The sequence below is a fragment of the Streptococcus parasanguinis genome (assembly GCF_032163505.1).
Taxonomy (GTDB): Bacteria; Bacillota; Bacilli; order Lactobacillales; family Streptococcaceae; genus Streptococcus; species Streptococcus parasanguinis_V.
Genome location: NZ_CP134147.1, coordinates 1334487 through 1354971 on the forward strand (window position 1 = coordinate 1334487; position 20485 = coordinate 1354971).

Genomic DNA, 20485 nt, shown 5'->3' on the forward strand with positions numbered 1-20485 from the left:
CTTGGCCCCATTTTAGGAGATTTGTGCTACAATAAAAGTTGAAGAGACAGAAAGGATACCACCTATGACCAGCATTTATGATTTTTCTTTAGAAAACCAACAAGGAGAGGAGATTCCCCTTTCTCACTACCAAGGTAAGGTCCTCATCGTGGTCAATACAGCAACAGGCTGTGGCTTGACCCCGCAATACCAAGGAGTGCAAGATCTCTACCTGCGCTACCAGGAAAAGGGGCTGGAAATCCTAGACATTCCCTGCAACCAATTCATGGGGCAGGCACCAGGAACTGCAGATGAAATCAATAGCTTCTGTAGCCTCAACTACCAGACCACCTTCCCACGATTCGCTAAAGCCAAGGTTAATGGTAAAGAAGCCCTTCCTCTTTATGACTGGCTCAAAAACCAAGTAGCCGGGCCACTAGGCAAACGCATCGAATGGAACTTTGCAAAATTTGTCATCGACCGACAAGGCCAAGTCGCCCAACGCTTCTCCTCCAAAACAGAGCCAGCTGCCATGGAAGACTTGATCCAAGAATTACTTGAGAAATAAGCAAAAAGCCTGAGCCAACGCTCAAGCTTTTTTTATTATTAATCAATTTCAAGTCCACCGGTGTAGAGGCGGTAATAGGTGCCACGTTCTGCCATCAAGGAAGCATGGTTGCCTCGTTCGATGATACGTCCGTGGTCCATCACCATGATCACATCGGAATTGACAATTGTCGATAGACGGTGGGCAATGACAAAGACTGTCCGGCCTTCCATCAAGCGGTCCATCCCTTCTTGCACCATCTTCTCTGTCCGTGAGTCAATAGAAGACGTCGCTTCGTCCAGAATCAAAACAGGCGCATTGGCTAGGGCTGCACGGGCAATGGCGATCAATTGTCGTTGACCATTAGATAGGCCAGCCCCATCATCCGTCAAGACTGTTTCATAGCCCTGATCCAAGTGCTTGACAAAGGAATCCACATTGGCAATTCGAGCTGCTTCAAGGATTTCTTCCCGTGTTGCATCAGCACGACCGTAAGCGATGTTTTCCGCAATCGTACCAGTGAATAAGTGGGTATCTTGAAGAACGATTCCGAGGGAACGACGAAGAGAATCTTTCTCAATCAATTTAATATCGATTCCATCATAGGTGATCATTCCTGACTGGATGTCATAGAAGCGGTTGATCAAGTTGGTGATGGTTGTCTTTCCTGCACCAGTCGCTCCGACAAAGGCCACTTTTTGACCTTTATCCGCGTACAAGTTGATGCCATGAAGGATTTGTTTCTTCCCATCATAAGAGAAATCAACATCATCAAAGACCACATTTCCAACCATCTTAACAAGCTGGTAATCCCCATTTGGACGTGGGTGTTTCCAAGCCCATTTGTTGGTTTTCTGATCAGTTTCGACCATTTCTCCATCGACCAGTTCATAATTGACCAGCGTCACTTTTCCTTGGTCGACTTCTTCTTCTTCATCCAAGAGATCAAAGACACGATCTCCACCAGCCAAGGCCATGAGGACAAAGTTCAATTGTTGAGAGACCTGGGCAATCGGACCTGTAAAGGAACGGTTCAATTGCAGAAAGGCCATAAGACCACCAATGGTTAAACCACCGACGCCGTTTAGCGCAAAGAGTCCCCCGATCAAGGCTGTCAGAACAAAGGAAACATTTCCCAAGTTCCCAAGAATTGGCATGAGAACATTGGCATAGCGGTTGGCCTGGTACGAAGACTCAAAGAGTTGGTCATTGATCCGATCAAAATCCTCAATGCTTTCTCTTTCATGCACAAAGGCCTTGACCACTTTTTGACCAGACATCATTTCTTCAATAAAGCCGTTCTCAATCCCCAAGTTCTTTTGTTGGGCGCCAAAGTAACGACCTGACTTGCCAGAAACATCCTTGATGATAAAGACCATGACGATAACCATGAAGAGAACAATCAAGAACAAGAGTGGACTAACCGTCAGCATGGTAATCGTTACCCCAAGGATGGTAATCGCTGAGGATAAGAGTTGAGGAATGGATTGTTCAATCGCTTGGCGAAGAGCATCAATATCATTGGTATAGATAGACATGATGTCCCCGTGTTGGTGGGTATCAAAGTAACGTACCGGCAGTTTTTGCATGCGGGCAAACAACTGATTTCGAAGACTTCTAAGTGAATCTTGTGAAACAGTCGCCATAATCAAGGTAAATCCATAGTTGGCAAGTACCCCGATCAAACAGATCAAACCAACCCGTGTCAAGAAGGACAAGAGCGGTCCAAAATCATGGCTATTGCTTGTCAGCATAGGCTCCACATAGACATCGACCAAGGACTGAATCGAAGCTGTCACATTAACCGTCGCAAGAGACGATAGAATGATTAAGATAAAGGAAACAATCAAGGATACCTTGTAGTTTTTCCAAAGGAAGTCGAGCAGGCGAAGGATAGAGCCTAGATTTGCTTTTTTCTTAGTTTTCATCTGCTTCTCCTTTCCCTTGTGTTTGCATTTCATATACTTCTTGGTAGATGGCATTGGTCGCAAGCAATTCCTCGTGACGACCGATGGCATCGATTTGGCCATCATTCATCACGATGATGCGATCTGCATCTTGAATAGAGGAAATCCGTTGACCAATGATGATTTTGGTAGTCTCTTTCAAGCTGGTTGCCAATCCTTGACGGATCAAACTATCTGTCTTGGTATCGACCGCCGAAGTCGAATCATCCAAGATCAAGATCTTCGGATTCATGAGAAGGGCACGCGCGATACAGAGACGCTGGCGTTGGCCACCTGAGACATTGGATCCCCCACGCTCAATCATAGTGTCATAGCCCTCTTTGAAATCTTGAATAAATTCATCGGCTTGCGCAATCTTACAAGCTGCGATGATCTCTTCATCCGTCGCATCCTTATTTCCCCAGCGCATATTTTCTTTAATCGTACCAGAGAAAAGGACATTGGTCTGAAGAACCATGGCCACTTGCTTACGAAGGGAATCCAGATCGTATTCTTTGACATCGTGGCCCGCTACTGTCACCCGACCAGACTCGACATCATAGAGACGAGGAATCAACTGAACCAAGCTTGATTTCCCTGATCCTGTTCCTCCCAAGATCCCAATCACTTCCCCTGAACGAATGGAAAGATTAATGCCTTGCAAGACATGGGTCTTATCCCCATTTTCATCGGTATAGGCAAAAGTCACATCCTCAAAGTTGATGGATCCATCTGCGACTTCTTTAATTCCATTTTCCGGAGAGACAATGGTCGCTTTGGTCGTCAAGACTTCATTGATCCGCTCGACTGAGGCCATGGAAATTGACAACATGACAAAAATCATCATAAACATCATCAGCGACATGAGAATGGTCATGGTGTAGCTAAACATGGAGGTCAAATTCCCAGTAGACAGTTGGCCACCAACGATCAGATGAGCCCCGATCCAAGAAATCAAAAGGAAAGAAGCATACATGGAAAGCATCATAGCTGGGCTACTCAAGACAACGACACGGATAGCCTTCATAAACATGTTATAAATCAAACGCGAAGCCTTCTTGAATTTAACCGTTTCATCTGCTTCCTTAACGTAAGACTTCACCACCCGCATATTGGTGATATTTTCTTGAATGCTGTTGTTGAGATTGTCATAAGCTTCAAATACTTCTGTGAAGAGTGGATAAACAATCTTCATGATGATGCTTAAGACAGCTGCCAAAAAGATGGTCACATAGACAAAGATCATGGCCATTTCTGGATTGATCAAGAAACAAGCCACAATGGCAAAGATCAAATTGAGCGGTGCCCGTACACAGATCCGGATCACCATTTGATAGGCATTTTGCACATTGGTCACGTCCGTCATCATCCGAGTGACTAACCCACCTGATGAGAACTGATCAATATTCTCAAATGAGAAGGTTTGAACCTTTTTGAAAATGGCCCGACGAAGGTTTTTAGCAAAACCAGCCGATGCATAGGCGCCATAACGGGCAGACTGCATCCCACAAAAGAGGGAGCAAAAGGCACAGACCAGCATGAGCCCACCGTAAAACAAAATATTGTTCATGTTTCTTTGTTGAACACCTTGGTCCAAAAGACTCGCCATGACAAAGGGAATCGAAATCTCAAACATGACTTCAAAGACCATGAACAAGGAAGCCAAAATCGATGGCTTCTTGAATTCTTTGATCTCGGAAATTAAGGATCGAATCATTATTACCTCCATAGTTTTTCATACTTTTTTCTGCAGTAGAAGCAAAGCTTTTTTCCACTGAAAAATAGGTCAAAACACACAAAATTCCCTGAGGGAAAGACCCTAGGGATTACGCATTTTTTATAGTCTTCATTGTAACCTAAATTGCAAAAAAATGCAAGATTTTTAGACAGCATCCGTTTTTCTGTTTATCCAGTACAAAAGAGGCTGGGACAAAAGTCCTAGCCTCTCAATTGTTTTTGGATTGTCGAGCAAGACGCAGTGGCTGAGTGGGCTATACTACGCTGATTTTATCAGCTTTTACAGCCCTACTCAACTGTGCGGAGGTGGGACGACGAAATCGAATTCTAACGAATGACCGATTTCTGTCCCACTCTCTTTTCTATTTATTCTGCTAAGAGCACTTCTTTGATGGTTTGTTTTTGGAGTTTTCTGTTGGATAGATAAAAGAGGCTTTCATAAACCACCGCAAAACCAAGCAAGGTCCAAAAGCACACATTCCCATCAAAGTGATGCTCAATCTTTTCAGGAACCGTATCTTTGATCACACCGATCAAAATCTCCATGATACCGTATTGGTAAACCGTCCCAAGAACAAATCCTAGATAAGCCCAGAAACGATAGGGAGCGAGAATATGACTTTGGCATTCACGATCGGTGTAGCCAAAAGCCTTCATAAGAGCCAAGGTTTCGCGGCTTTCTGAGACCACAATCCCCAATGACAAAAAGAGAATCGAGAAAGAGAGGATTAAGCCAATCATGATCATCATGGTTTGGATGATATCATCTGTGTAATCCCTGAGGCCAAAGGACAATTGAACCATGGCCGCAAAACACATGGAGCCAAAGACCACAAAAAACAAGATCGATTTTCTCCCCCAAATCAGTGATGAGGACAGCTCTTTTAAGAAGCCATTCTCTTTCTTAGGAACCCTCTTTCTCCTTTTGACCTTGATAGGACTTGGGGACTTTTTCAATAATCGAAGAGCCGGGGTTTGGAGTTGTCTTCTAGCATAACCAATCGCGAGAACCATAAAGAAGGTCGTTGGTAGCATTACCAAAGCAAGCAAGAGCTGCCAGTGAAAATGAATGGTGATTTCTGGCAGAATCCCCTTCTCATTTCGAAAGTCATAAAAATGACCCATCATAAGAAAAGAAGCGAAATAGCCAAGAAGCGCTCCAGCTCCAAAACTAAGTCCAAAGGCCCAAAATCGTTTAGCCAACTGGCCATTGCTGTATCCCAAAGCCTTTAATATCCCTAATTGTTCCTTGTGGTCATCGACAAATTGTTTGATATAAAAACACATGAGAAGGATCGACGTCAAGGACAAGACGACCCCACTGACCATGGCCACCATCCAAGAAAGCGATACCTGGGCATCATAGTAGGTCTGAATCATGGGATTGGTTTTAGAAATCTCCAACTGCTCGATATCCAGGTAAAAATTCAAGAAGAGATTGGCCACAAAGACCGCACAGGCCCCAATGATACTGACGACAACTAATTTTCGAATATCTTTTACTGAAAACATGGCTTACCATCCAATCTCATAAGCAGTCTGAGGTTGATCATTGGTCACAACTTGGGTAATCTTGCCACTATTGACACGAATGATGGTTCTGGCCATATCCGCAATATTTTGGTTGTGCGTCACCATGATGAGGGTAAAGCCCAGCTTTTCCTTCAGTTCCCAGATATAGTCGAGAATCTTGCGCCCTGTTTCTTCATCGAGGGCACCCGTCGGCTCATCCAAGAAGAGAATCTCTGGCTTTTTGGCCAAGGCCCGAGCAATGGAGACTCTCTGCTGTTCCCCACCCGACAATTCACTCGGATACTTGTCCAGCTTATCGCCAAGCCCCAAATCCTCGATGATCTGCAAAAAATCATGATTGTTTGCCAGGTCAGCACCCATTTTTACATTTTGTCTGACCGTTAGATTAGGCAATAGATAATACTGCTGGAAAATAAAGGCAATCTTCTCCCGTCTAAAGGCCGTCAATTGAGCATCCGTGAGTTGCGATAAATCTTGTCCTTGAATGAGGATATGCCCCTCGTCTACCTTTTCTAATCCTGACAGCACATTTAAGAGAGTTGATTTCCCTGATCCAGAAGGACCGAGGATAACCACATCATCCTGGTCTTGAATCTGCAAGTCAATCCCCTTTAAAACCTTGGTTTGGCCGTAGCTTTTGTGCACATTTTTTAGTTGAATCATTTCTTTCCTACCATTTCTTTGATGAGAGATTGACAAACCTCTGTCAGTAATCCAATCACTTCTTCCATGCCGAACTGATAAATGCCAGAAGCAACCATTGAAGCCATCCCGTGCGAGTAGATAAATAGATGCTGGTACAAGCGACTAGCCTCCTCTACAGTCAAAGGATAGTCTGCGACAATCGAATCCAGAATCAATTGGTAACTATGATCCTTCATGGGAAGAAAATCTTGAAAGCGACGAATCGGCTCTTTGCTAGGATTTTGGAAAAGCAATTGAAAGAGTTGGGGTTCTTTTGAGGCGAAGAGGATATAAGCAACCCCGACAGATCGGAAAGGCTTTTCATCTTCTAAGGCCTTGCGAATATACTCCACCACCACCATCTCCGCAGCACCAATAACCTCTGCCTGTAACTTAGCCATATTGGCAAATTGCCCAAAAATGACTCTCGGTGTGGCTCCCAGTTTCTCCGCTAATGCTCGAGCAGTTAAACTAGCCATTCCCTCTTCTCTCACCAATTGTAAAGCTGCCCCAATGATAGCCTCTTTACTAAATTTAACCTTGGGTGGCATAAGACTCCTTTCACGCAACATTCGTTGCGCAACACTTGTTGCATAAAGAATACCATAAAAAAGAAAGACTTGTCAAGAAAAATCTGAAAACTACCAAACAAAAAACCAGCCCACTGATAGGAGTGGAATCTGGTTTACTAACAAGATTCTAAGGCAAATCATTCCCTGCAGCCAAGTAGATTTGGTACCATTCCTTGCGCGTTAGGGTGACTGTTGCTGCTTTCCCTGCTTCAAGGACATGCAGGGGTTTGGTTGTTCCAATGACGGCCTGCATCTTACCTGGGTAGCGAAGGACCCAAGCGAGAGCGATAGCTGTCGGTGTGACTTGGTATTTTTTCGCCAAGTCATTAAGGACATGATTGAGGGCCGCAAACTCTTCTTTGCCGACAAAATTCCCCTTGAAATAGCCATGCTGGAGGACAGACCAGGCCTGAATCACCGTATCAGTTAAGCGGCAATACTCAAAGACACTGCCATCTCGCACGGCTGCTTTAGGCCCTTCCATATTGACATGAAAACCAGCCTCAAAGCTCGGTGTAAAGGCGGCACTCAACTGCAACTGGTTGACCTTGAGAGGTTGTTTGACAGCTGTCTTAAGCAATTCCATCATCATGGGGTTTTGATTGGATACCCCAAAATGACGGACCTTGCCCGCTTGCTCCAAGTGATCAAAAGCTTCCGCCACTTCTTCCGGCTCCACGAGGGCATCCGGTCGGTGAAGGAGGAGGTTATCCAAGCGTTCAATCTGCATACGCTCGAGGATGCCATCAACTGAGTCCAAAATATAGTCCTTAGAAAAATCAAAATAGGTAAAGCCGTTTTTGCGAATCCCACACTTGGACTGGATCCACATCTGGTCCCGAAGATCCGGACGGCGCTTGAGAACCTCGCCCAGCAGGACCTCACACTGGCCATCGCCATAGATATCTGCCAGATCAAAAGTGTTGATCCCAATCGATAAGGCTGCCTCCACCAAGGCCTCCACCTCGTCTTCACTCATCTGACTGATCCGCATCATCCCAAGGACAATCGTGGACAGACGCTCATTTTCAGCAAACTCAATATAGTTCATGTCCGCCTCCTTTTCTGTAGTTCTATTGTAGTGAAAAGGCTTGCAAAAGTCAATGTGAAATCAAAAAGCCCTCAGCTGTAACTGAGAGCTTACTGGTTGAAGTGGAATTTCTTATTCTTCCTCGTCATCCAACTCCACTTCTCCATGAATTCGGATATACTCTTCACGCTTTCGATCCAATTCTTCCCAGAGTGGCTCATCAACAGCTTTCATTACTTCTATCTCTTTCAAGCTAATGTCAACCGCTTCATTGTAGGTCAAATGCAACAAATCTGCATGTTTTGTTTTAAATTCTTCAATACTCAGCCATGTTTCCTTGTCATCTTCGCTGATGTGACCGTCAATTGCAGTTGCCACTTCAATCGCCAGGATATAGAGAGCTCGCTTATCAACAGTTAGAATATCCTTATGAGTCGTGATGATTCGTAGATAGTCTCCTTTTTCTCGTCCATCGCTTTCATAGGAATCTTCAAAATTTAAATTTATATTTTCACGCTTAAAAGTCGCCCAAGGATCGTTGCCTACTCTAAAATCAGCCATACCCCAACGCTCATCATTTGAAGAAAATTTATCCAAACTAACACTAAAATAGAAGTCATCATCACGTGCATAAGAAAACTCAACCTGCACTCCCTTACGTTCCTTGAACCACATTTTCCAAGGATATTCCATACAGGCTTGATAGATGTTAGTTTCGTAGTTACCTTTAAGATACAGTTTCACTCGTCGTCCTCGTCATCCAACTCCACTTCTCCATGGATTCGGATGTATTCTTCATTTCTGCGGTCATCTTCTGCCCAAACCGGGTCTCTCACATCATCCATAAATGGAATTTCCTCCAGACTCAGCTTATTAGCCTGTTCATAACTCATCGAAAGAATAGCTTCATGCCGGTTTTTAAATTGCTCCACACTTAACCAGCTCTCTTTGTCATCTTCGCTGATTTGACCCTCAATGGCAGTCGCAATTTCTATCGCCATAATATAGAAAGCACGTTTATCAACGGTTAGGAGTTCAAGGTGCTTAGTAGCGATTCTTAAACATTCACCTTTCTCACGAAAGTCCGACATCATAGCATCTTCGTAGTCTAGCTCTATATCTTCATATTTATGGGATAAAAAATCATATTTTATCCCTTCCTTAATCTGAACATTACTCCATCTATTATCATGCATCCACTTATTTAATTTTAAGTGGATAGAAAGTTTCTCGATTGGTAAATCTAGATACCCTGCATACGACAAGTCAGGTTCTATTCCATCTTTTTCCCCAAACCACATTCTCTTTGCTAGTTTTAAGTAATCAAACGGGATTTCTTTTGTATAGTCACCTTTAATATAAATTCTCAATCTTCTTCCTCATCGTCATAAACACGTTCGCCATGGATTTTGATGTATTCCTCACGTTTTCGATCTAATTCTTCCCAGATGGGATCATCAATAGCATCAATCGTCTGAATTTCCTCCAGACTCATTTCATTCGCTTCATCAAAAGTTAGAGATAAGATATCTTGGTGCTTTTCCTTGAATTCCTCGACTGTTAGCCATGTTTTCTTATCATCTTCACTAATTTTCCCATCAATCGCAGTCGCAATTTCGAGTGCCATTATATACAAAGCTCGTTTATCAACTGTTAATACATCTAGATAATTCGAAGCGATTCTTAGATATTTTCCCTTTTCTCTACCGTCACTTTCATAACTTCCTGCATAATCCAAATCAATATTTTCATATATTTGGGAATTAATTGCACTGCCACCTTTAACCTTGACCTCTTTCCAACGAGAGCCACTTGCTCCCCACTTATCTAACCGTAAAGATAGATAGAAGTCATCTTGTAGCATCTCATCATCTCCGACATGTGAGAAACTTATTTTTTGACCTTTCCGTTCCTTGAACCACATTTTCCATGCAAGTTCTCTGTATCCAAAAGGCACTTTTCTATTATAATCACCTTTGATATAAATTCTCAATCTTCTTCCTCGTCGTCATAAACACGTTCACCATGGATTTTGATGTATTCCTCACGAAGTCGTTCTTCTTCATCCCACAAAGGATCTTCTACAGGTTTCAAACTTTTCAGTTCCTCCACACTGATTTCAGTTGCTTGATCGTAGGTTAGGGATAATATATCCTTGTGCAACTCCTTAAAAGTCTCTACATCTATCCAAGTCTGTTTGCCGTCCGAACTAATTTTTCCATCAATTGCACCAGCAACCTCGACTGCCATAATATACATCGCACGTTTATCAACTGTTAAAACATCTGTATGAGAAGTTGCGATACGTAAATAATCCCCACGTTCTCTCCACTCTGTAATGAAAGTTTTTTCAAATTCAAGGGATATATTTTCATATTTATAGGAATTCCACGGATTGTTTAAATCATAAGAGGGGATACTATCCCATCTTGAGTCACAAAAACGCCATTTATCAAAGCTTACTACAAAGTAAAAATCGTCTTGCAACATCTCATTATCACCAACGTTTGAGTATGTAATAGGATGACCCTGCCATTCCTTAAACCACATTTTCCAGAGCAACTCTCTTGTCGTAAAGGTTATTTTTTTCTTAAAATCACTTTTGATATAGAGTCTCATTCGTCTTCCTCGTCGTCATAAACACGTTCGCCATGGATTTTGATGTATTCTTCTCGAAGCCGCTCCTCCTCTTCCCATAGAGGATCTCTTACCGGTACCATTGTCTTTAATTCTTCCAAACTGACTTCAACAGCTTCATCATAAGTCAGTGAAAGAACATCCTTGTGATATTCCTTAAATTCTTCTACACTTAGCCAACTTTGCTTGCCGTCTTCGCTAATTTGACCATCAATGGCAGATGCTACTTCAGTTGCCATAATGTATAAAGCACGTTTGTCAACCGTCAAAATATCTACATGAGTTGAGGCAATTCGAAGAAACTCCCCCTTTTCGCGGTCATCGGAAATAAAAGCATGTTCAAATTCAAGTTCAATATCTTCATATTGCAAGGACAACCAAGGATTGCTCGGAATTATAAAAGGAGCCTTATCCCATCTTTCGTCAACTGAAGCCCATTTGCGCAACTCTGCTCCGAAATAAAAATCATCTTGCAGCATCTCATCATCACCAACGTTGGAGTAACTTATTTTCTTGCCATTTCGTTCTTTAAACCACATCTTCCAAACAAGTTCTCTTGTCGTAAAGGTTATTTTTTTCTTAAAATCACTTTTGATGTATAGTCTCATAAATCTGAAATATCGCCTCCATGTGCTAGTATATATTCTTTTCGACGATTGGCTTCTTCCTCCCAAAGAGGGTCGTCTACCACATCCATCGTTTGAATTTCAGTCAAACTTAGTTCATTTGCTTCTTCAAAAGTTAGAGATAGAATAACCTCGCGCTTTTTCCTAAACTCCTCGACTGTTAGCCATGTCTTCTTATTATCCTCGCTAATTTGCCCATCAATCACCTTTGCAATCTCAAGCGCCATAATGTACATGGCTCGTTTATCAACTGTTAAAACTTCCAGATGCTTGGTTAAAATGCGGAGATAGTTCCCTTTTTCATTGAAGTCTGTAGCGAATGCATCTTCAAACTCTAGGTCAATACATTCGTCAAGATGTGAAAAGAGTCTTCGTACTCCTTCCTTTAGGGGGATATTAGACCATCTCTTATCGGCAGTGCCTTTCCTCAGGGATAAATTTAAGGAAAAATCGTCTTGCAATGCATCATTGTCCCCAGCATTTGAGTAAGAAATTTGCTCATCTTCTGGAAACCACATTTTACCAGCTAGTTCCAAATAGCCATAAGGTACTCTTTTTGTATAATCGCCTTTGATATAGAGTCTCATTCGTCCTTTTCTCTATTCTCTTTATTCCCCTCCATCATATCATAATTTAATAAAAAATACATGTTAGCCTGTAGGAATATCGTTTTAAATAGCCCACTGATAAATTTCAATGCATGCTAAAAGCCCCCAGCTGTAACTGAGGGCTTATCTAATTAGCGATAGCTAAGAGCACGTTTGATGGTCTTCCATGGTCCGAGGTCATCGGTCTGAAGGATCAGGCTCGCATAGATACGGGCAATGAGAACTGTTCCCACGATGGTAAAGAGAACCGCAATTCCTAAAGAACCCCAAGATTCAAGACCAGTCGCATAGCCATTGATGGTACGGAAAGGCATAAAGAAGGTTGAGAAGAAAGGAATGTAGGAACCGATCTTCAATAAGAAGACGTCACCGGCACTTCCCAAGGTGGTTACCCCAAGGAAGCTAAAGATAACTAACATCATCAGTGGCGAAATCGCTTTTCCTGAATCTTCTGGTCGTGCAACTGTGGAACCTAAGAAGGCAGAGAGCACCACATACATAAAGATCCCAAGGATAATGAAGAAGACGGTATTGAGCGAGATTGCTTCTGCTAGGTGTTGGGTAATTGGAGAGTTTGGAGCGAGAAAATCCTTGACAACAGGGATATCTGCTCTAAAGATCCAAACCGCTACTAAACCAATCACATAGACAAAAATATGGGTAAAGATCACTCCGAAGAGTCCGAGCATGCGTGCGAAGAAATAGTCGGTTGCTTTGATACTAGAGAAAACCACTTCCATGATCTTGGTTCCCTTTTCACTGGCCACTTCTTGGGCTGTGATACTAGAGTAGAAGATCAAAATCATATAAAGCAACATTCCCAAACCACCTGCAACCATGGTTTGCACCATTTTCAAGCCTTCTTTTTTCTCGTCAATTTTTTCTTTCAGAGAAACCTGTTGAGACAAGGCTGTCAGTTGCTCTTTGCTTAGATTAGCACGGGCCATATTGATCCCCTGTTGGACTTGGCTTAATTTCGCAGCGACAAGGGTTTTCAAATCTGTTTTCATGGCTTGGTCGCCCACATAAGTGGCTTCTAGCTGGCCATCTTTTTCATCGACCGTTAGGTAAGCAGCTGCTTTCTCATCCTTGATGGCTTTTTTAGCTGCAGCTTCATCCTTGTAGTCCAAGGTCAAGCCATCAGTTCCTTTGAGACTTTCTTTGACAGCTGGAACTTCTGTCACCAAGGCCACTTGGTTTTTGGCATCTGTAGAAGAACCTGTCAGATAACCGATTCCAATGCTCAATCCTAAAAAGAGGAAGGGACCGAAGACCATGAAGAGGAAACTCCATGATTTCACTTGTCTGATATAGGTTTCTTTCATTACGACAAACATCTGTTTCATACTTCTACTCCTGATTCAAGTTTAAAGATCTCATCAATAGTTGGGGCTTGGTGGTCAAAGGTTGCTAGGTAGTGGCCATTGGTCAAGCGGTCAAATAATTCTGGACCAGCTGATGCATCATCCAAGATCAACTTCCACGTCCCTTGCTTGGTCATGCTGACCTTGGTCACGTGTGGCAGGGCTTCTAGCTCTTCTTTGCTAAAGTCGTTTGAGACAAAGAGGCGAGTCTTGCCATAGCTATTCCGGACCTCTTGGACAGGCCCTGAAAGGACAACCGAACCATCACGGATCATTAGAATATCATCACACAACTCTTCAACATTGGTCATGACGTGGTCAGAAAAGATAATGGTTGCCCCACGCTCTTTTTCTTCAAAGATGACCTGCTTGAGCACTTCTGTATTGACCGGATCCAAGCCACTAAAGGGTTCATCTAATATGATCAATTTAGGCTCATGGATCAAGGTGATGATCAGTTGCACCTTCTGTTGGTTCCCTTTTGAGAGACTCTTGATTTTATCGGTCAATTTTCCTTTTACTTGGAGTTTTTCCATCCAGGTCGGTAATTTTTCCTTGACCTCAGCAGTGCTCATTCCTTTTAAGGCAGCCAAATAGCGGACCTGCTCAAAAATCGTGAGTTTTGGCATAAGACTACGTTCTTCTGGCAAATAGCCAATTTCCTTGTAGGTTTCTTGGGTGATCGCTTTGCCACCTAGGCGAATCTCGCCACTGTAGTCCAAAAAGCGCAAGATACTGTGGAAAATAGTTGTTTTCCCGGCCCCATTTTTCCCAACTAAGCCAAGGATATGCCCTTGTTGAGCTGTCAGATCTACTCCGAAGAGAACCTGCTTATTCCCAAAGCTTTTTTCTAAATTTCTAATTTCTAACATGGATGACTCCTCTACTCTTTATAATAACGTTTGGTAATCTTGTACTGAGAGACCAAGATATAGACATAAATCAGTGATACCACTACTAATGCTAACAAGATATCTGTATGGAAAGCAATGCCAACTAAGAATATCGCAATTAAGGAAATCGGCAAGATATAATTGCTTAACTTAATGATAATTTCATAGTTTTCCTCGTAGCTAATCTGCTTTTCTGCTTCATCCATCATACTCATCATAAATTCACGCACTTCCTTGGCATTGGCATTGCGGGGAATCGGTTTTCCATAAATCAGATGGAAGGTCTTGCGAAAGAAGATATCCGATAGGAAAAATAGGGCAATCAAGACAAGAAAGAGATAGAGCATGGTAAAGTCTCCAAAGATAAAAGCCAAGTGCCCTGTGGAAGGTCTATCCATATACACCCATTGACTATAAAAGATGATGACTAAAAAGTATGGCAAGATCATGACTCCTTTAAAAATGGTCGCTAACCCAAACAGTTTTTCCTTCTGGATGTCATAGTGATAGGCTTCCTCTTCGTCTTCTATCTGGAGCATTTTTTGATGGACTTTTCTCGCGCTTATTAGTAAGGCTATCGTGACCATAAACACGATAAGAAACAAAAGTATTGAATCCCAAAGGAGTCCTTCTTTACTAAAGAAGGATTGGATTTCAAGGGGTTTTTCGGATCCGAACATGCCTGTCAAAAAACCAATGACTCCTCCAATCAAGCCGGAAACTGTAATGATTCCGACATTTCTCCAAAACCGGTAACGAGCGGATCGTTCTTGTTGTTGCTTTTTCATATTATTCTTCTCCCTCTACTAGACTAAAGACATTCTCCACTGGTTCATTGAAGATCTGGGCAATGGTCATGGCGATAATGACAGAAGGTGTATACTCACCACGTTCCAAGAGACTGATGGACTGGCGCGAGACCCCTGCTAGCTTGGCTAGCTCGGATTGGTTGAGTCCATCACGCGCCCTCAGCTCTTTCAATCGATTTTTTAAAATCATGGCTTTCGCCTCCTATAGCTGAACATCTTGAATATCTTCGATGCGAACTAATTTGGTTTCTCTTTGTTGTTTATTATTCACACGAGTCAGTTTGACCCAATCTTCATCAATATCCAAAATTTCATACTCGGCTCCAAAACCATCTACAGTAACAGTGACCGTTTGGCCTTTCAATTCTTCTAGAAGTCTAGACATGTCTTGATTTCCTTTCACTTGTTTTTCTAATCGTCTAATGCGTTTGTTCAACCTTTTTATCTTCTTTTCTGAGCTTGCATAAATGATAACCAGAAAAGGGATAAATAGAATCCATATGGCTCCCATAAGAAAACCTCTCCTTCTTTCAACTAAAAACATTGTAACACTTCTTTTTCTTTTTGACAAGTATTTTTGTCAAAAAAATAAAAATATTTGTCAAAAATAGCAGGATGGTTGACATAGATATTTTGAGGTAAGAAATAAAAGGCCCGCATTTGCGCACCTTTTGACGATCCTTTTCTCCCTGCTATGAATCTGAAAAGATTTCAATAGTAAGAAATATAACTTTGGTTACTACAAGATAATCTTACACGTGTTTAATCTCGATGAAGTCTAAACTAGTAGGACTGGGCTAGCTCAGATCATTTTCATCATCCTTGTTCCCTGCATCTTCCACAAGCCACAGCAAAGTAATGATCAACTCATCAGCTTAAAAAACTTATCCACCACTCATATCTAGGAGGTTTTCATGTCAACCATTATCATTGCCATCATTTTATTTGGGCTCGCCTTTCTAGGATTTCGCCATTATCTCAAGGGAAAAGGATCCTGCGGAGACTGCGAGTGTTCCTGTCCCATCAAAGACGAGATGCATCAATCGCATCGGCATTAGTAAAGAATGGGTGTGTACCAGAAATCAGAAAAGCAAAAAACCATTGGTCAATTGAACCAATGGTTTTTATTTACTCATTACTCTTGAATCGCATTCATATCCAATTGATGAGGTGGCTTTATTTCCTGTACCTTATTAAAATCACGGTATCCAAACTCAAAATGGTCCTCATTAGTAATACTTTGGTCTTTTTTAGAATCCTTTATTTTCGTATAAATAACAATTCTTGCTTCGCTTGGAGTCACTTCAACTTTAGTTTCTGACTTTTCCTTCTTAGCGACAAGCTCGATTTCTAGTTTGATTGATTGAATATCATTATTTTCATTTGAGTACAACTTACTTTCAATCATCGTCTGGATTAACTCATTGAATAAAGGAATATTCTTTTTAGCATCACCTTTATATTTTAGATATAGATAACCATTATCTTCAGTCATACTAAATTTATCCTTATAAGCCTCGTAGAGTTTCAGATAAACATCACTTCTACCAATCTCAGGTTCTTTGTAATCAGTTGCTTTTTTCCATTTCCATTTCCAAGGTCCCTTTTGAAAAAGATCCTGTGAATACTCTCCCAAGTATACCGTCCCTCTCCCAGGTGAATAAACGACATATTCACTTGGAACTACAAATGGTTTTCCAATTCTAAGTTCATTTTCTTTGACTTTTTCAGGATCCTCCTCGTCATTCTTTCCTGTAGCGTATATTTCACGCAATGTCAGAGTATCAAATTGAATTTTACCTTCACGATACACAATTTCATTGCGGGATTGGTCTGCTGGCTTAGAAATAGAACCCGCAATATACTTTCTATAGAATCCACTAGAATATTCTGTACTCTTTGCTTCTCGCAAACTCTGGATATATTGGTCTACTACAGAGCTTGCTTCTCCCTCATTTGTTTTTGACGGCCCCTGTTGTGGATGCTTACTTGCTACAGCTCTTGCTTGCTCTTCCTTTAGACTTGAAGTTGTTTTCTGTTGACAGGCAACAAGGGGCAAGCAAAGAGCTATCGCACATATCATCAGAAATTTTTTTCTTTTATTTTGCATGATTATGATCCTTTTTCATTGTTTAAATCGAAATGTTCAGTATTTTGTTCAAAATCTTCAGGTTCTTCTACCCTCACACCAGTGTTTTGGTTAGAATAGGTGATCTTACTCGTTAAATCCATGGTTTTCTTTGCAGTTTCGCCATGAGAGGTATATGTGATTGATAAGGGTTTAAAACTATCCTTAGAAACTGAAAGAGCAACCTTGAAATATCCTTTTACCTTTGTGTCGGCAAACCCATAAAAAGCTGTAGTTCCTCCTAGGAAAATTGGTCTACTGATACTAATCATATTTTTTACATCATCTGTTTGATAATAAAGTACATAAGCATCCTTTTTTTCCGTAACCGTCATTTTCTTTTTATTCTTTTGATAGTATCGAATTGCATCTTGGAAGATTCCTATACCTGCATCATATTCACGAATACTATATCCAGTCCTCCATATTGAATCACCTGCTTTTTTATAAAAGGGAACCGAAGATTGCCAATATATTTCTTGTGTACCCTCTGCTGAAGTATAAATTCCACGGACATAATCCGGCCTCAATTCAAATGAACCATCAAAGCTTGTCTTAACAGTGGCATTTTTCTCCTCTCCCTCTTCCGGCTCATTTACAACCTTTACTACTTCATCTTCCATATGGATTTTGCCATTTTTCAAGTGTTCAAAAGCTTCCAGCCCCTTGTCAATGATTTGTTCTTGACTTAGTTCCTTTGAATCTTCTTTCTTTCGACTTGCCTCCTGACATCCGATTAGGCTAGCCACTGCTAACAAACCAACAAGTGATAGGATAGGTTTTCTCATATTTAGCATCCCCATTCTCCTTCCTTTTTTCAGTAAATCTACTAAATGTTTATTCTTCTATTATAAACCATCCTATAACATTTGTAAATCTTTTCACAAACTTGTAAGAAGATTGTAATTTTTAAAATACAAAACAAAAACAGCTGAGAACATGTCTCAACTGTCTTGAACTACATCTTAACGTACTTCTGCGTCTACTTTTTCTTCGAGAGAAGCTTGGATTTTTTCCATGTAGCGTGCAACTTCTTCATCTGTCAAGCTATCTTCTGGATTTTGGAAGGTCAAGCTATAAGCCATTGACTTCATACCAAGTCCTAGTTTTTCGCCTGAGAAGACGTCAAAGAGTTTGATATCTGTCAAACGTTTCACGCCAGCTGCTTGGATGGCATCGACCACCTCTTGGTGAGTCACTTCTGCTTTGAGGAGAAGGGCGATATCACGGCTCACAGCTGGGAATTTAGTGATTTCCACAAAGGCTGCGGCTGGTTGAAGAGCTGCTTCAATAGCAGATAAGTTCAATTCTGCCACATAGGTTTCTGGGATATCATAAGCTTTAGCTGTTACAGGATGGACTTGTCCCAAGACCCCAATCACTTGGTCACCCAGTGAGATCAAGGCTGTCCGACCTGGGTGGAGACTCTTGATTTCTTGTGTTGCTGTATAAGTCACATCAAGACCCAAGCGAGCAAAGAGGGCTTCAAGGATTCCTTTTGCATAGAAGAAGTCAACTGGAACAGCTGCAGTTTGGAAGTCTTTTTCAGCAACTAAACCTGTCAAAGCAAAAGCAAAGCTGTTGATTTCATTTGGCAAGTCTTCTTTTGGATTACCCGTTTGCTCGAAGACTTTTCCAATCTCATAAAGAGCCAAGTTTTTATTCTTACGAGCCACGTTGTAGGCTACTGTATCCAAGATTCCTGAAACCATATTTTGACGGAGAACCGAACGGTCCACAGTCATTGGCCACATGAGCTCTGTTAAGTTGCTTGGTGCAGTTGTGAACTCCACTGCTTTTTCAGGAGTTGTCAGTGCATAAGTGATGATTTCTGTCAAACCAGCACCTTCAGCAATGGTCCGAACTTGACGACGCAATTTTTGAGTCGCTGTCAACTCACCTGCTGTCCCATCATCTTTTGGAAGGGTTGCTGGTAATTTGTCATAACCATAAATTCGAGCAATTTCTTCAAAGAGGTCCGCTTCGATAGTGATGTCCCAACGGCGACGAGGAACGCTGACTGTGAAGCTTTCTGCATTTCCAGAAAGGCCAAAACCAAGACGACGGAAGACATCTTCGACATCCGCGTAGGAAAGCTCTGTTCCAAGGACACGGTTCACGTCTGCAAGAGTGGAAGAAACTTCCACATCTGAAGTATCCAACTGGCCTGCTGAAACGATGCCCTTACGCACGGTTGCACCAGCCAATTCAGTAATCATGCTTGCTGCCGCATCAAGGGCTTCATTAACGGTTGCCACGTTGATACCTTTTTCAAAGCGAGAAGATGATTCAGAACGAAGGTTGAGGCGACCGCTTGTCTTACGGATCGATTTGCCATTGAAGACAGCTGCTTCAAGGACGACACGAGTAGATTTCTCAGAGATTTCTGTAGCCTCTCCCCCCATGACACCTGCAAGGGCTACTGGTTTGTCAGCAACCGTAATCACGAGGTCACTTGTTTCCAACTCACGCTCTTCCCCGTCCAAGGTCACTAATTTCTCACCTGCACGCGCTTCACGCACACAGATGTCGTTTCCTTCAAAGGTATCCAAATCAAAGGCATGCATAGGCTGACCAAAGTAAAGCAGAATATAGTTGGTCACGTCAACCACATTATTGATGGGACGGATGCCTTCGTTCATGAGGAGGTTTTGCAACCATTGTGGACTTGGGGCGATGGTTACATTGTCCAAGATACGAGCCGCATAATAAGGTGCCTTGTCTGTGTCAATGCTGACAGAAAGAGCATCGGCTGCAGCTTGGTCTGTTTCAGTCAACGTAAAGTCTTTGAAATTGACTGCCTTGTCATAGATGGCTGCTACTTCGTGCGCTACCCCACGCATAGAAAGAGCATCTGCACGGTTTGGAGTGATAGAAAGCTCGATAATTTCATCATCCAAGTCGAGGTAAGAGAAGACTTCTTCTCCTGGAACAGCATCTTCTGGCAAGATTTGGATGCCATCTGCGAATTCTTTCGGTACAACAGAGTCAGAAATGCCCAACTCACCCAAAGAACAGATCATCCCAAGGGATTCCAAGCCACGGATTTTCCCTTTTTTAATCTTATAGTTGTCCGCGATACGAGCACCTGGAAGAGCTACCATGACCTTGATGCCTGCACACACATTTGGTGCTCCACAGACGATTTGACGAGCTTCTTCTTCACCCACATTGACTTGGCAGACATGAAGGTGTGTCTCTGGCACATCTTCACAAGACAAGACTTCTCCGACAACAATTTTTGAGAGACCAGCAGCAGGCGATTCCACACCTTCTACTTCGATCCCTGTGGTTGACATTTTTTCAGCCAACTCTTGTGATGGCACATCAATGTCCACCAATTCTTTTAACCATTTATAACTAACTAACATATGTAAGATACCAAGGGCAAT

Annotated in this window: 22 protein-coding genes; 2 read left to right on the forward strand and 20 right to left on the reverse strand. The window is 42.1% G+C overall.

Going from position 1 to position 20485, the window contains the following annotated elements; translation table 11 throughout:
• The first annotated feature begins 64 nt into the window (after window positions 1-64).
• A complete protein-coding gene (locus tag RIN70_RS06800) occupies window positions 65-547 on the forward strand; it encodes a glutathione peroxidase (protein WP_313790475.1) in 483 nt (160 codons plus the stop codon).
• Between the two features lie 38 nt (window positions 548-585).
• Here RIN70_RS06800 and RIN70_RS06805 read toward each other — a convergent pair whose 3' ends face one another.
• The 17 genes from RIN70_RS06805 to RIN70_RS06885 all read right to left on the reverse strand — a co-directional run bounded on the left by RIN70_RS06805 (window position 586) and on the right by RIN70_RS06885 (window position 15476).
• A complete protein-coding gene (locus tag RIN70_RS06805) occupies window positions 586-2454 on the reverse strand; it encodes an ABC transporter ATP-binding protein (protein WP_061590967.1) in 1869 nt (622 codons plus the stop codon).
• On the reverse strand, window positions 2444-4189 hold the full coding sequence (locus RIN70_RS06810) for an ABC transporter ATP-binding protein (protein WP_303469710.1): 1746 nt from the start codon (window positions 4187-4189) through the stop codon (window positions 2444-2446). The genes RIN70_RS06805 and RIN70_RS06810 overlap by 11 nt, the downstream gene beginning before the upstream one ends.
• Before the next feature lie 386 nt (window positions 4190-4575).
• Complete coding sequence (locus RIN70_RS06815) at window positions 4576-5721, reverse strand: FtsX-like permease family protein (protein WP_223345953.1); 1146 nt, start codon at window positions 5719-5721, stop codon at window positions 4576-4578.
• A 3-nt stretch (window positions 5722-5724) separates the two neighbouring features.
• Window positions 5725-6405 carry an ABC transporter ATP-binding protein gene (locus RIN70_RS06820; protein ID WP_155124756.1) on the reverse strand — a complete coding sequence of 227 codons (681 nt, stop codon included), beginning with the start codon at window positions 6403-6405 and terminating at the stop codon, window positions 5725-5727.
• A complete protein-coding gene (locus RIN70_RS06825; protein WP_155124755.1) occupies window positions 6402-6977 on the reverse strand; it encodes a TetR/AcrR family transcriptional regulator in 576 nt (191 codons plus the stop codon). The genes RIN70_RS06820 and RIN70_RS06825 overlap by 4 nt, the downstream gene beginning before the upstream one ends.
• Before the next feature lie 148 nt (window positions 6978-7125).
• On the reverse strand, window positions 7126-8049 hold the full coding sequence (locus tag RIN70_RS06830; protein ID WP_313790476.1) for an aldo/keto reductase: 924 nt from the start codon (window positions 8047-8049) through the stop codon (window positions 7126-7128).
• A gap of 111 nt (window positions 8050-8160) precedes the next feature.
• Window positions 8161-8772 carry a hypothetical protein gene (locus RIN70_RS06835; protein WP_195529131.1) on the reverse strand — a complete coding sequence of 204 codons (612 nt, stop codon included), beginning with the start codon at window positions 8770-8772 and terminating at the stop codon, window positions 8161-8163.
• A complete protein-coding gene (locus tag RIN70_RS06840) occupies window positions 8769-9398 on the reverse strand; it encodes a hypothetical protein (RefSeq protein ID WP_195529130.1) in 630 nt (209 codons plus the stop codon). The genes RIN70_RS06835 and RIN70_RS06840 overlap by 4 nt, the downstream gene beginning before the upstream one ends.
• The gene (locus RIN70_RS06845) at window positions 9395-10021 is read right to left on the reverse strand and encodes a hypothetical protein (RefSeq protein ID WP_195529129.1); all 627 of its coding nucleotides are present in this window, start codon (window positions 10019-10021) and stop codon (window positions 9395-9397) included. Before RIN70_RS06845 ends, RIN70_RS06840 begins: the two co-directional genes overlap by 4 nt.
• Window positions 10018-10647 (reverse strand): hypothetical protein, encoded by a 630-nt coding sequence (locus RIN70_RS06850; protein ID WP_313790478.1) that lies wholly within the window; start codon window positions 10645-10647, stop codon window positions 10018-10020. The genes RIN70_RS06845 and RIN70_RS06850 overlap by 4 nt, the downstream gene beginning before the upstream one ends.
• On the reverse strand, window positions 10644-11273 hold the full coding sequence (locus tag RIN70_RS06855; protein ID WP_070588841.1) for a hypothetical protein: 630 nt from the start codon (window positions 11271-11273) through the stop codon (window positions 10644-10646). Before RIN70_RS06855 ends, RIN70_RS06850 begins: the two co-directional genes overlap by 4 nt.
• Entirely contained in the window at window positions 11270-11878 is a 609-nt protein-coding gene (locus RIN70_RS06860) for a hypothetical protein (protein WP_195529127.1), read from the reverse strand. Before RIN70_RS06860 ends, RIN70_RS06855 begins: the two co-directional genes overlap by 4 nt.
• A 152-nt stretch (window positions 11879-12030) precedes the next feature.
• Window positions 12031-13245, reverse strand: coding sequence for an ABC transporter permease (locus RIN70_RS06865; protein ID WP_201088050.1), 1215 nt, complete (start codon window positions 13243-13245; stop codon window positions 12031-12033).
• Window positions 13242-14135: an ABC transporter ATP-binding protein gene (locus tag RIN70_RS06870; RefSeq protein ID WP_049472352.1), complete on the reverse strand. Its 894-nt coding sequence runs from the start codon at window positions 14133-14135 to the stop codon at window positions 13242-13244. Before RIN70_RS06870 ends, RIN70_RS06865 begins: the two co-directional genes overlap by 4 nt.
• 11 nt (window positions 14136-14146) lie before the next feature.
• Complete coding sequence (locus tag RIN70_RS06875; protein WP_155124751.1) at window positions 14147-14944, reverse strand: DUF3169 family protein; 798 nt, start codon at window positions 14942-14944, stop codon at window positions 14147-14149.
• 1 nt (window position 14945) lies between these two features.
• Window positions 14946-15155 (reverse strand): helix-turn-helix transcriptional regulator, encoded by a 210-nt coding sequence (locus RIN70_RS06880; protein ID WP_024056334.1) that lies wholly within the window; start codon window positions 15153-15155, stop codon window positions 14946-14948.
• Window positions 15156-15167: 12 nt separating this feature from the next.
• Window positions 15168-15476: a hypothetical protein gene (locus RIN70_RS06885; RefSeq protein ID WP_049491061.1), complete on the reverse strand. Its 309-nt coding sequence runs from the start codon at window positions 15474-15476 to the stop codon at window positions 15168-15170.
• Window positions 15477-15879: 403 nt separating this feature from the next.
• Between RIN70_RS06885 and RIN70_RS06890 the strand changes: the two genes are divergently transcribed.
• Window positions 15880-16023, forward strand: coding sequence for a FeoB-associated Cys-rich membrane protein (locus RIN70_RS06890; RefSeq protein WP_080980940.1), 144 nt, complete (start codon window positions 15880-15882; stop codon window positions 16021-16023).
• 77 nt (window positions 16024-16100) lie between these two features.
• Here the strand turns inward: RIN70_RS06890 and RIN70_RS06895 are convergent, their stop codons facing one another.
• From RIN70_RS06895 to pheT, 3 genes are all read right to left on the reverse strand, one after another.
• Window positions 16101-17075, reverse strand: a complete 975-nt coding sequence (locus RIN70_RS06895) for a hypothetical protein (protein WP_201088051.1) — start codon at window positions 17073-17075, stop codon at window positions 16101-16103.
• Window positions 17076-17077: 2 nt separating this feature from the next.
• Window positions 17078-17890 (reverse strand): hypothetical protein, encoded by an 813-nt coding sequence (locus RIN70_RS06900; RefSeq protein ID WP_201088052.1) that lies wholly within the window; start codon window positions 17888-17890, stop codon window positions 17078-17080.
• Between the two features lie 168 nt (window positions 17891-18058).
• Window positions 18059-20464, reverse strand: a complete 2406-nt coding sequence (gene pheT, locus RIN70_RS06905) for a phenylalanine--tRNA ligase subunit beta (RefSeq protein WP_313790479.1) — start codon at window positions 20462-20464, stop codon at window positions 18059-18061.
• Between the last annotated feature and the right edge of the window lie 21 nt (window positions 20465-20485).

Excerpts from the sequence above, each read along its gene's own strand:
- RIN70_RS06800 (WP_313790475.1), top strand. The coding sequence starts at position 65 with ATGACCAGCATTTATGATTTTTCTTTAGAAAACCAACAAGGAGAGGAG.
- RIN70_RS06805 (WP_061590967.1), bottom strand. The coding sequence starts at position 2,454 with ATGAAAACTAAGAAAAAAGCAAATCTAGGCTCTATCCTTCGCCTGCTC.
- RIN70_RS06810 (WP_303469710.1), bottom strand. The coding sequence starts at position 4,189 with ATGATTCGATCCTTAATTTCCGAGATCAAAGAATTCAAGAAGCCATCG.
- RIN70_RS06815 (WP_223345953.1), bottom strand. The coding sequence starts at position 5,721 with ATGTTTTCAGTAAAAGATATTCGAAAATTAGTTGTCGTCAGTATCATT.
- RIN70_RS06820 (WP_155124756.1), bottom strand. The coding sequence starts at position 6,405 with ATGATTCAACTAAAAAATGTGCACAAAAGCTACGGCCAAACCAAGGTT.
- RIN70_RS06825 (WP_155124755.1), bottom strand. The coding sequence starts at position 6,977 with ATGCCACCCAAGGTTAAATTTAGTAAAGAGGCTATCATTGGGGCAGCT.
- RIN70_RS06830 (WP_313790476.1), bottom strand. The coding sequence starts at position 8,049 with ATGAACTATATTGAGTTTGCTGAAAATGAGCGTCTGTCCACGATTGTC.
- RIN70_RS06850 (WP_313790478.1), bottom strand. The coding sequence starts at position 10,647 with ATGAGACTCTATATCAAAAGTGATTTTAAGAAAAAAATAACCTTTACG.
- RIN70_RS06855 (WP_070588841.1), bottom strand. The coding sequence starts at position 11,273 with ATGAGACTATACATCAAAAGTGATTTTAAGAAAAAAATAACCTTTACG.
- RIN70_RS06860 (WP_195529127.1), bottom strand. The coding sequence starts at position 11,878 with ATGAGACTCTATATCAAAGGCGATTATACAAAAAGAGTACCTTATGGC.
- RIN70_RS06865 (WP_201088050.1), bottom strand. The coding sequence starts at position 13,245 with ATGAAACAGATGTTTGTCGTAATGAAAGAAACCTATATCAGACAAGTG.
- RIN70_RS06870 (WP_049472352.1), bottom strand. The coding sequence starts at position 14,135 with ATGTTAGAAATTAGAAATTTAGAAAAAAGCTTTGGGAATAAGCAGGTT.
- RIN70_RS06875 (WP_155124751.1), bottom strand. The coding sequence starts at position 14,944 with ATGAAAAAGCAACAACAAGAACGATCCGCTCGTTACCGGTTTTGGAGA.
- RIN70_RS06880 (WP_024056334.1), bottom strand. The coding sequence starts at position 15,155 with ATGATTTTAAAAAATCGATTGAAAGAGCTGAGGGCGCGTGATGGACTC.
- RIN70_RS06885 (WP_049491061.1), bottom strand. The coding sequence starts at position 15,476 with ATGGGAGCCATATGGATTCTATTTATCCCTTTTCTGGTTATCATTTAT.
- RIN70_RS06890 (WP_080980940.1), top strand. The coding sequence starts at position 15,880 with ATGTCAACCATTATCATTGCCATCATTTTATTTGGGCTCGCCTTTCTA.
- RIN70_RS06895 (WP_201088051.1), bottom strand. The coding sequence starts at position 17,075 with ATGCAAAATAAAAGAAAAAAATTTCTGATGATATGTGCGATAGCTCTT.
- RIN70_RS06900 (WP_201088052.1), bottom strand. The coding sequence starts at position 17,890 with ATGCTAAATATGAGAAAACCTATCCTATCACTTGTTGGTTTGTTAGCA.
- pheT (WP_313790479.1), bottom strand. The coding sequence starts at position 20,464 with ATGTTAGTTAGTTATAAATGGTTAAAAGAATTGGTGGACATTGATGTG.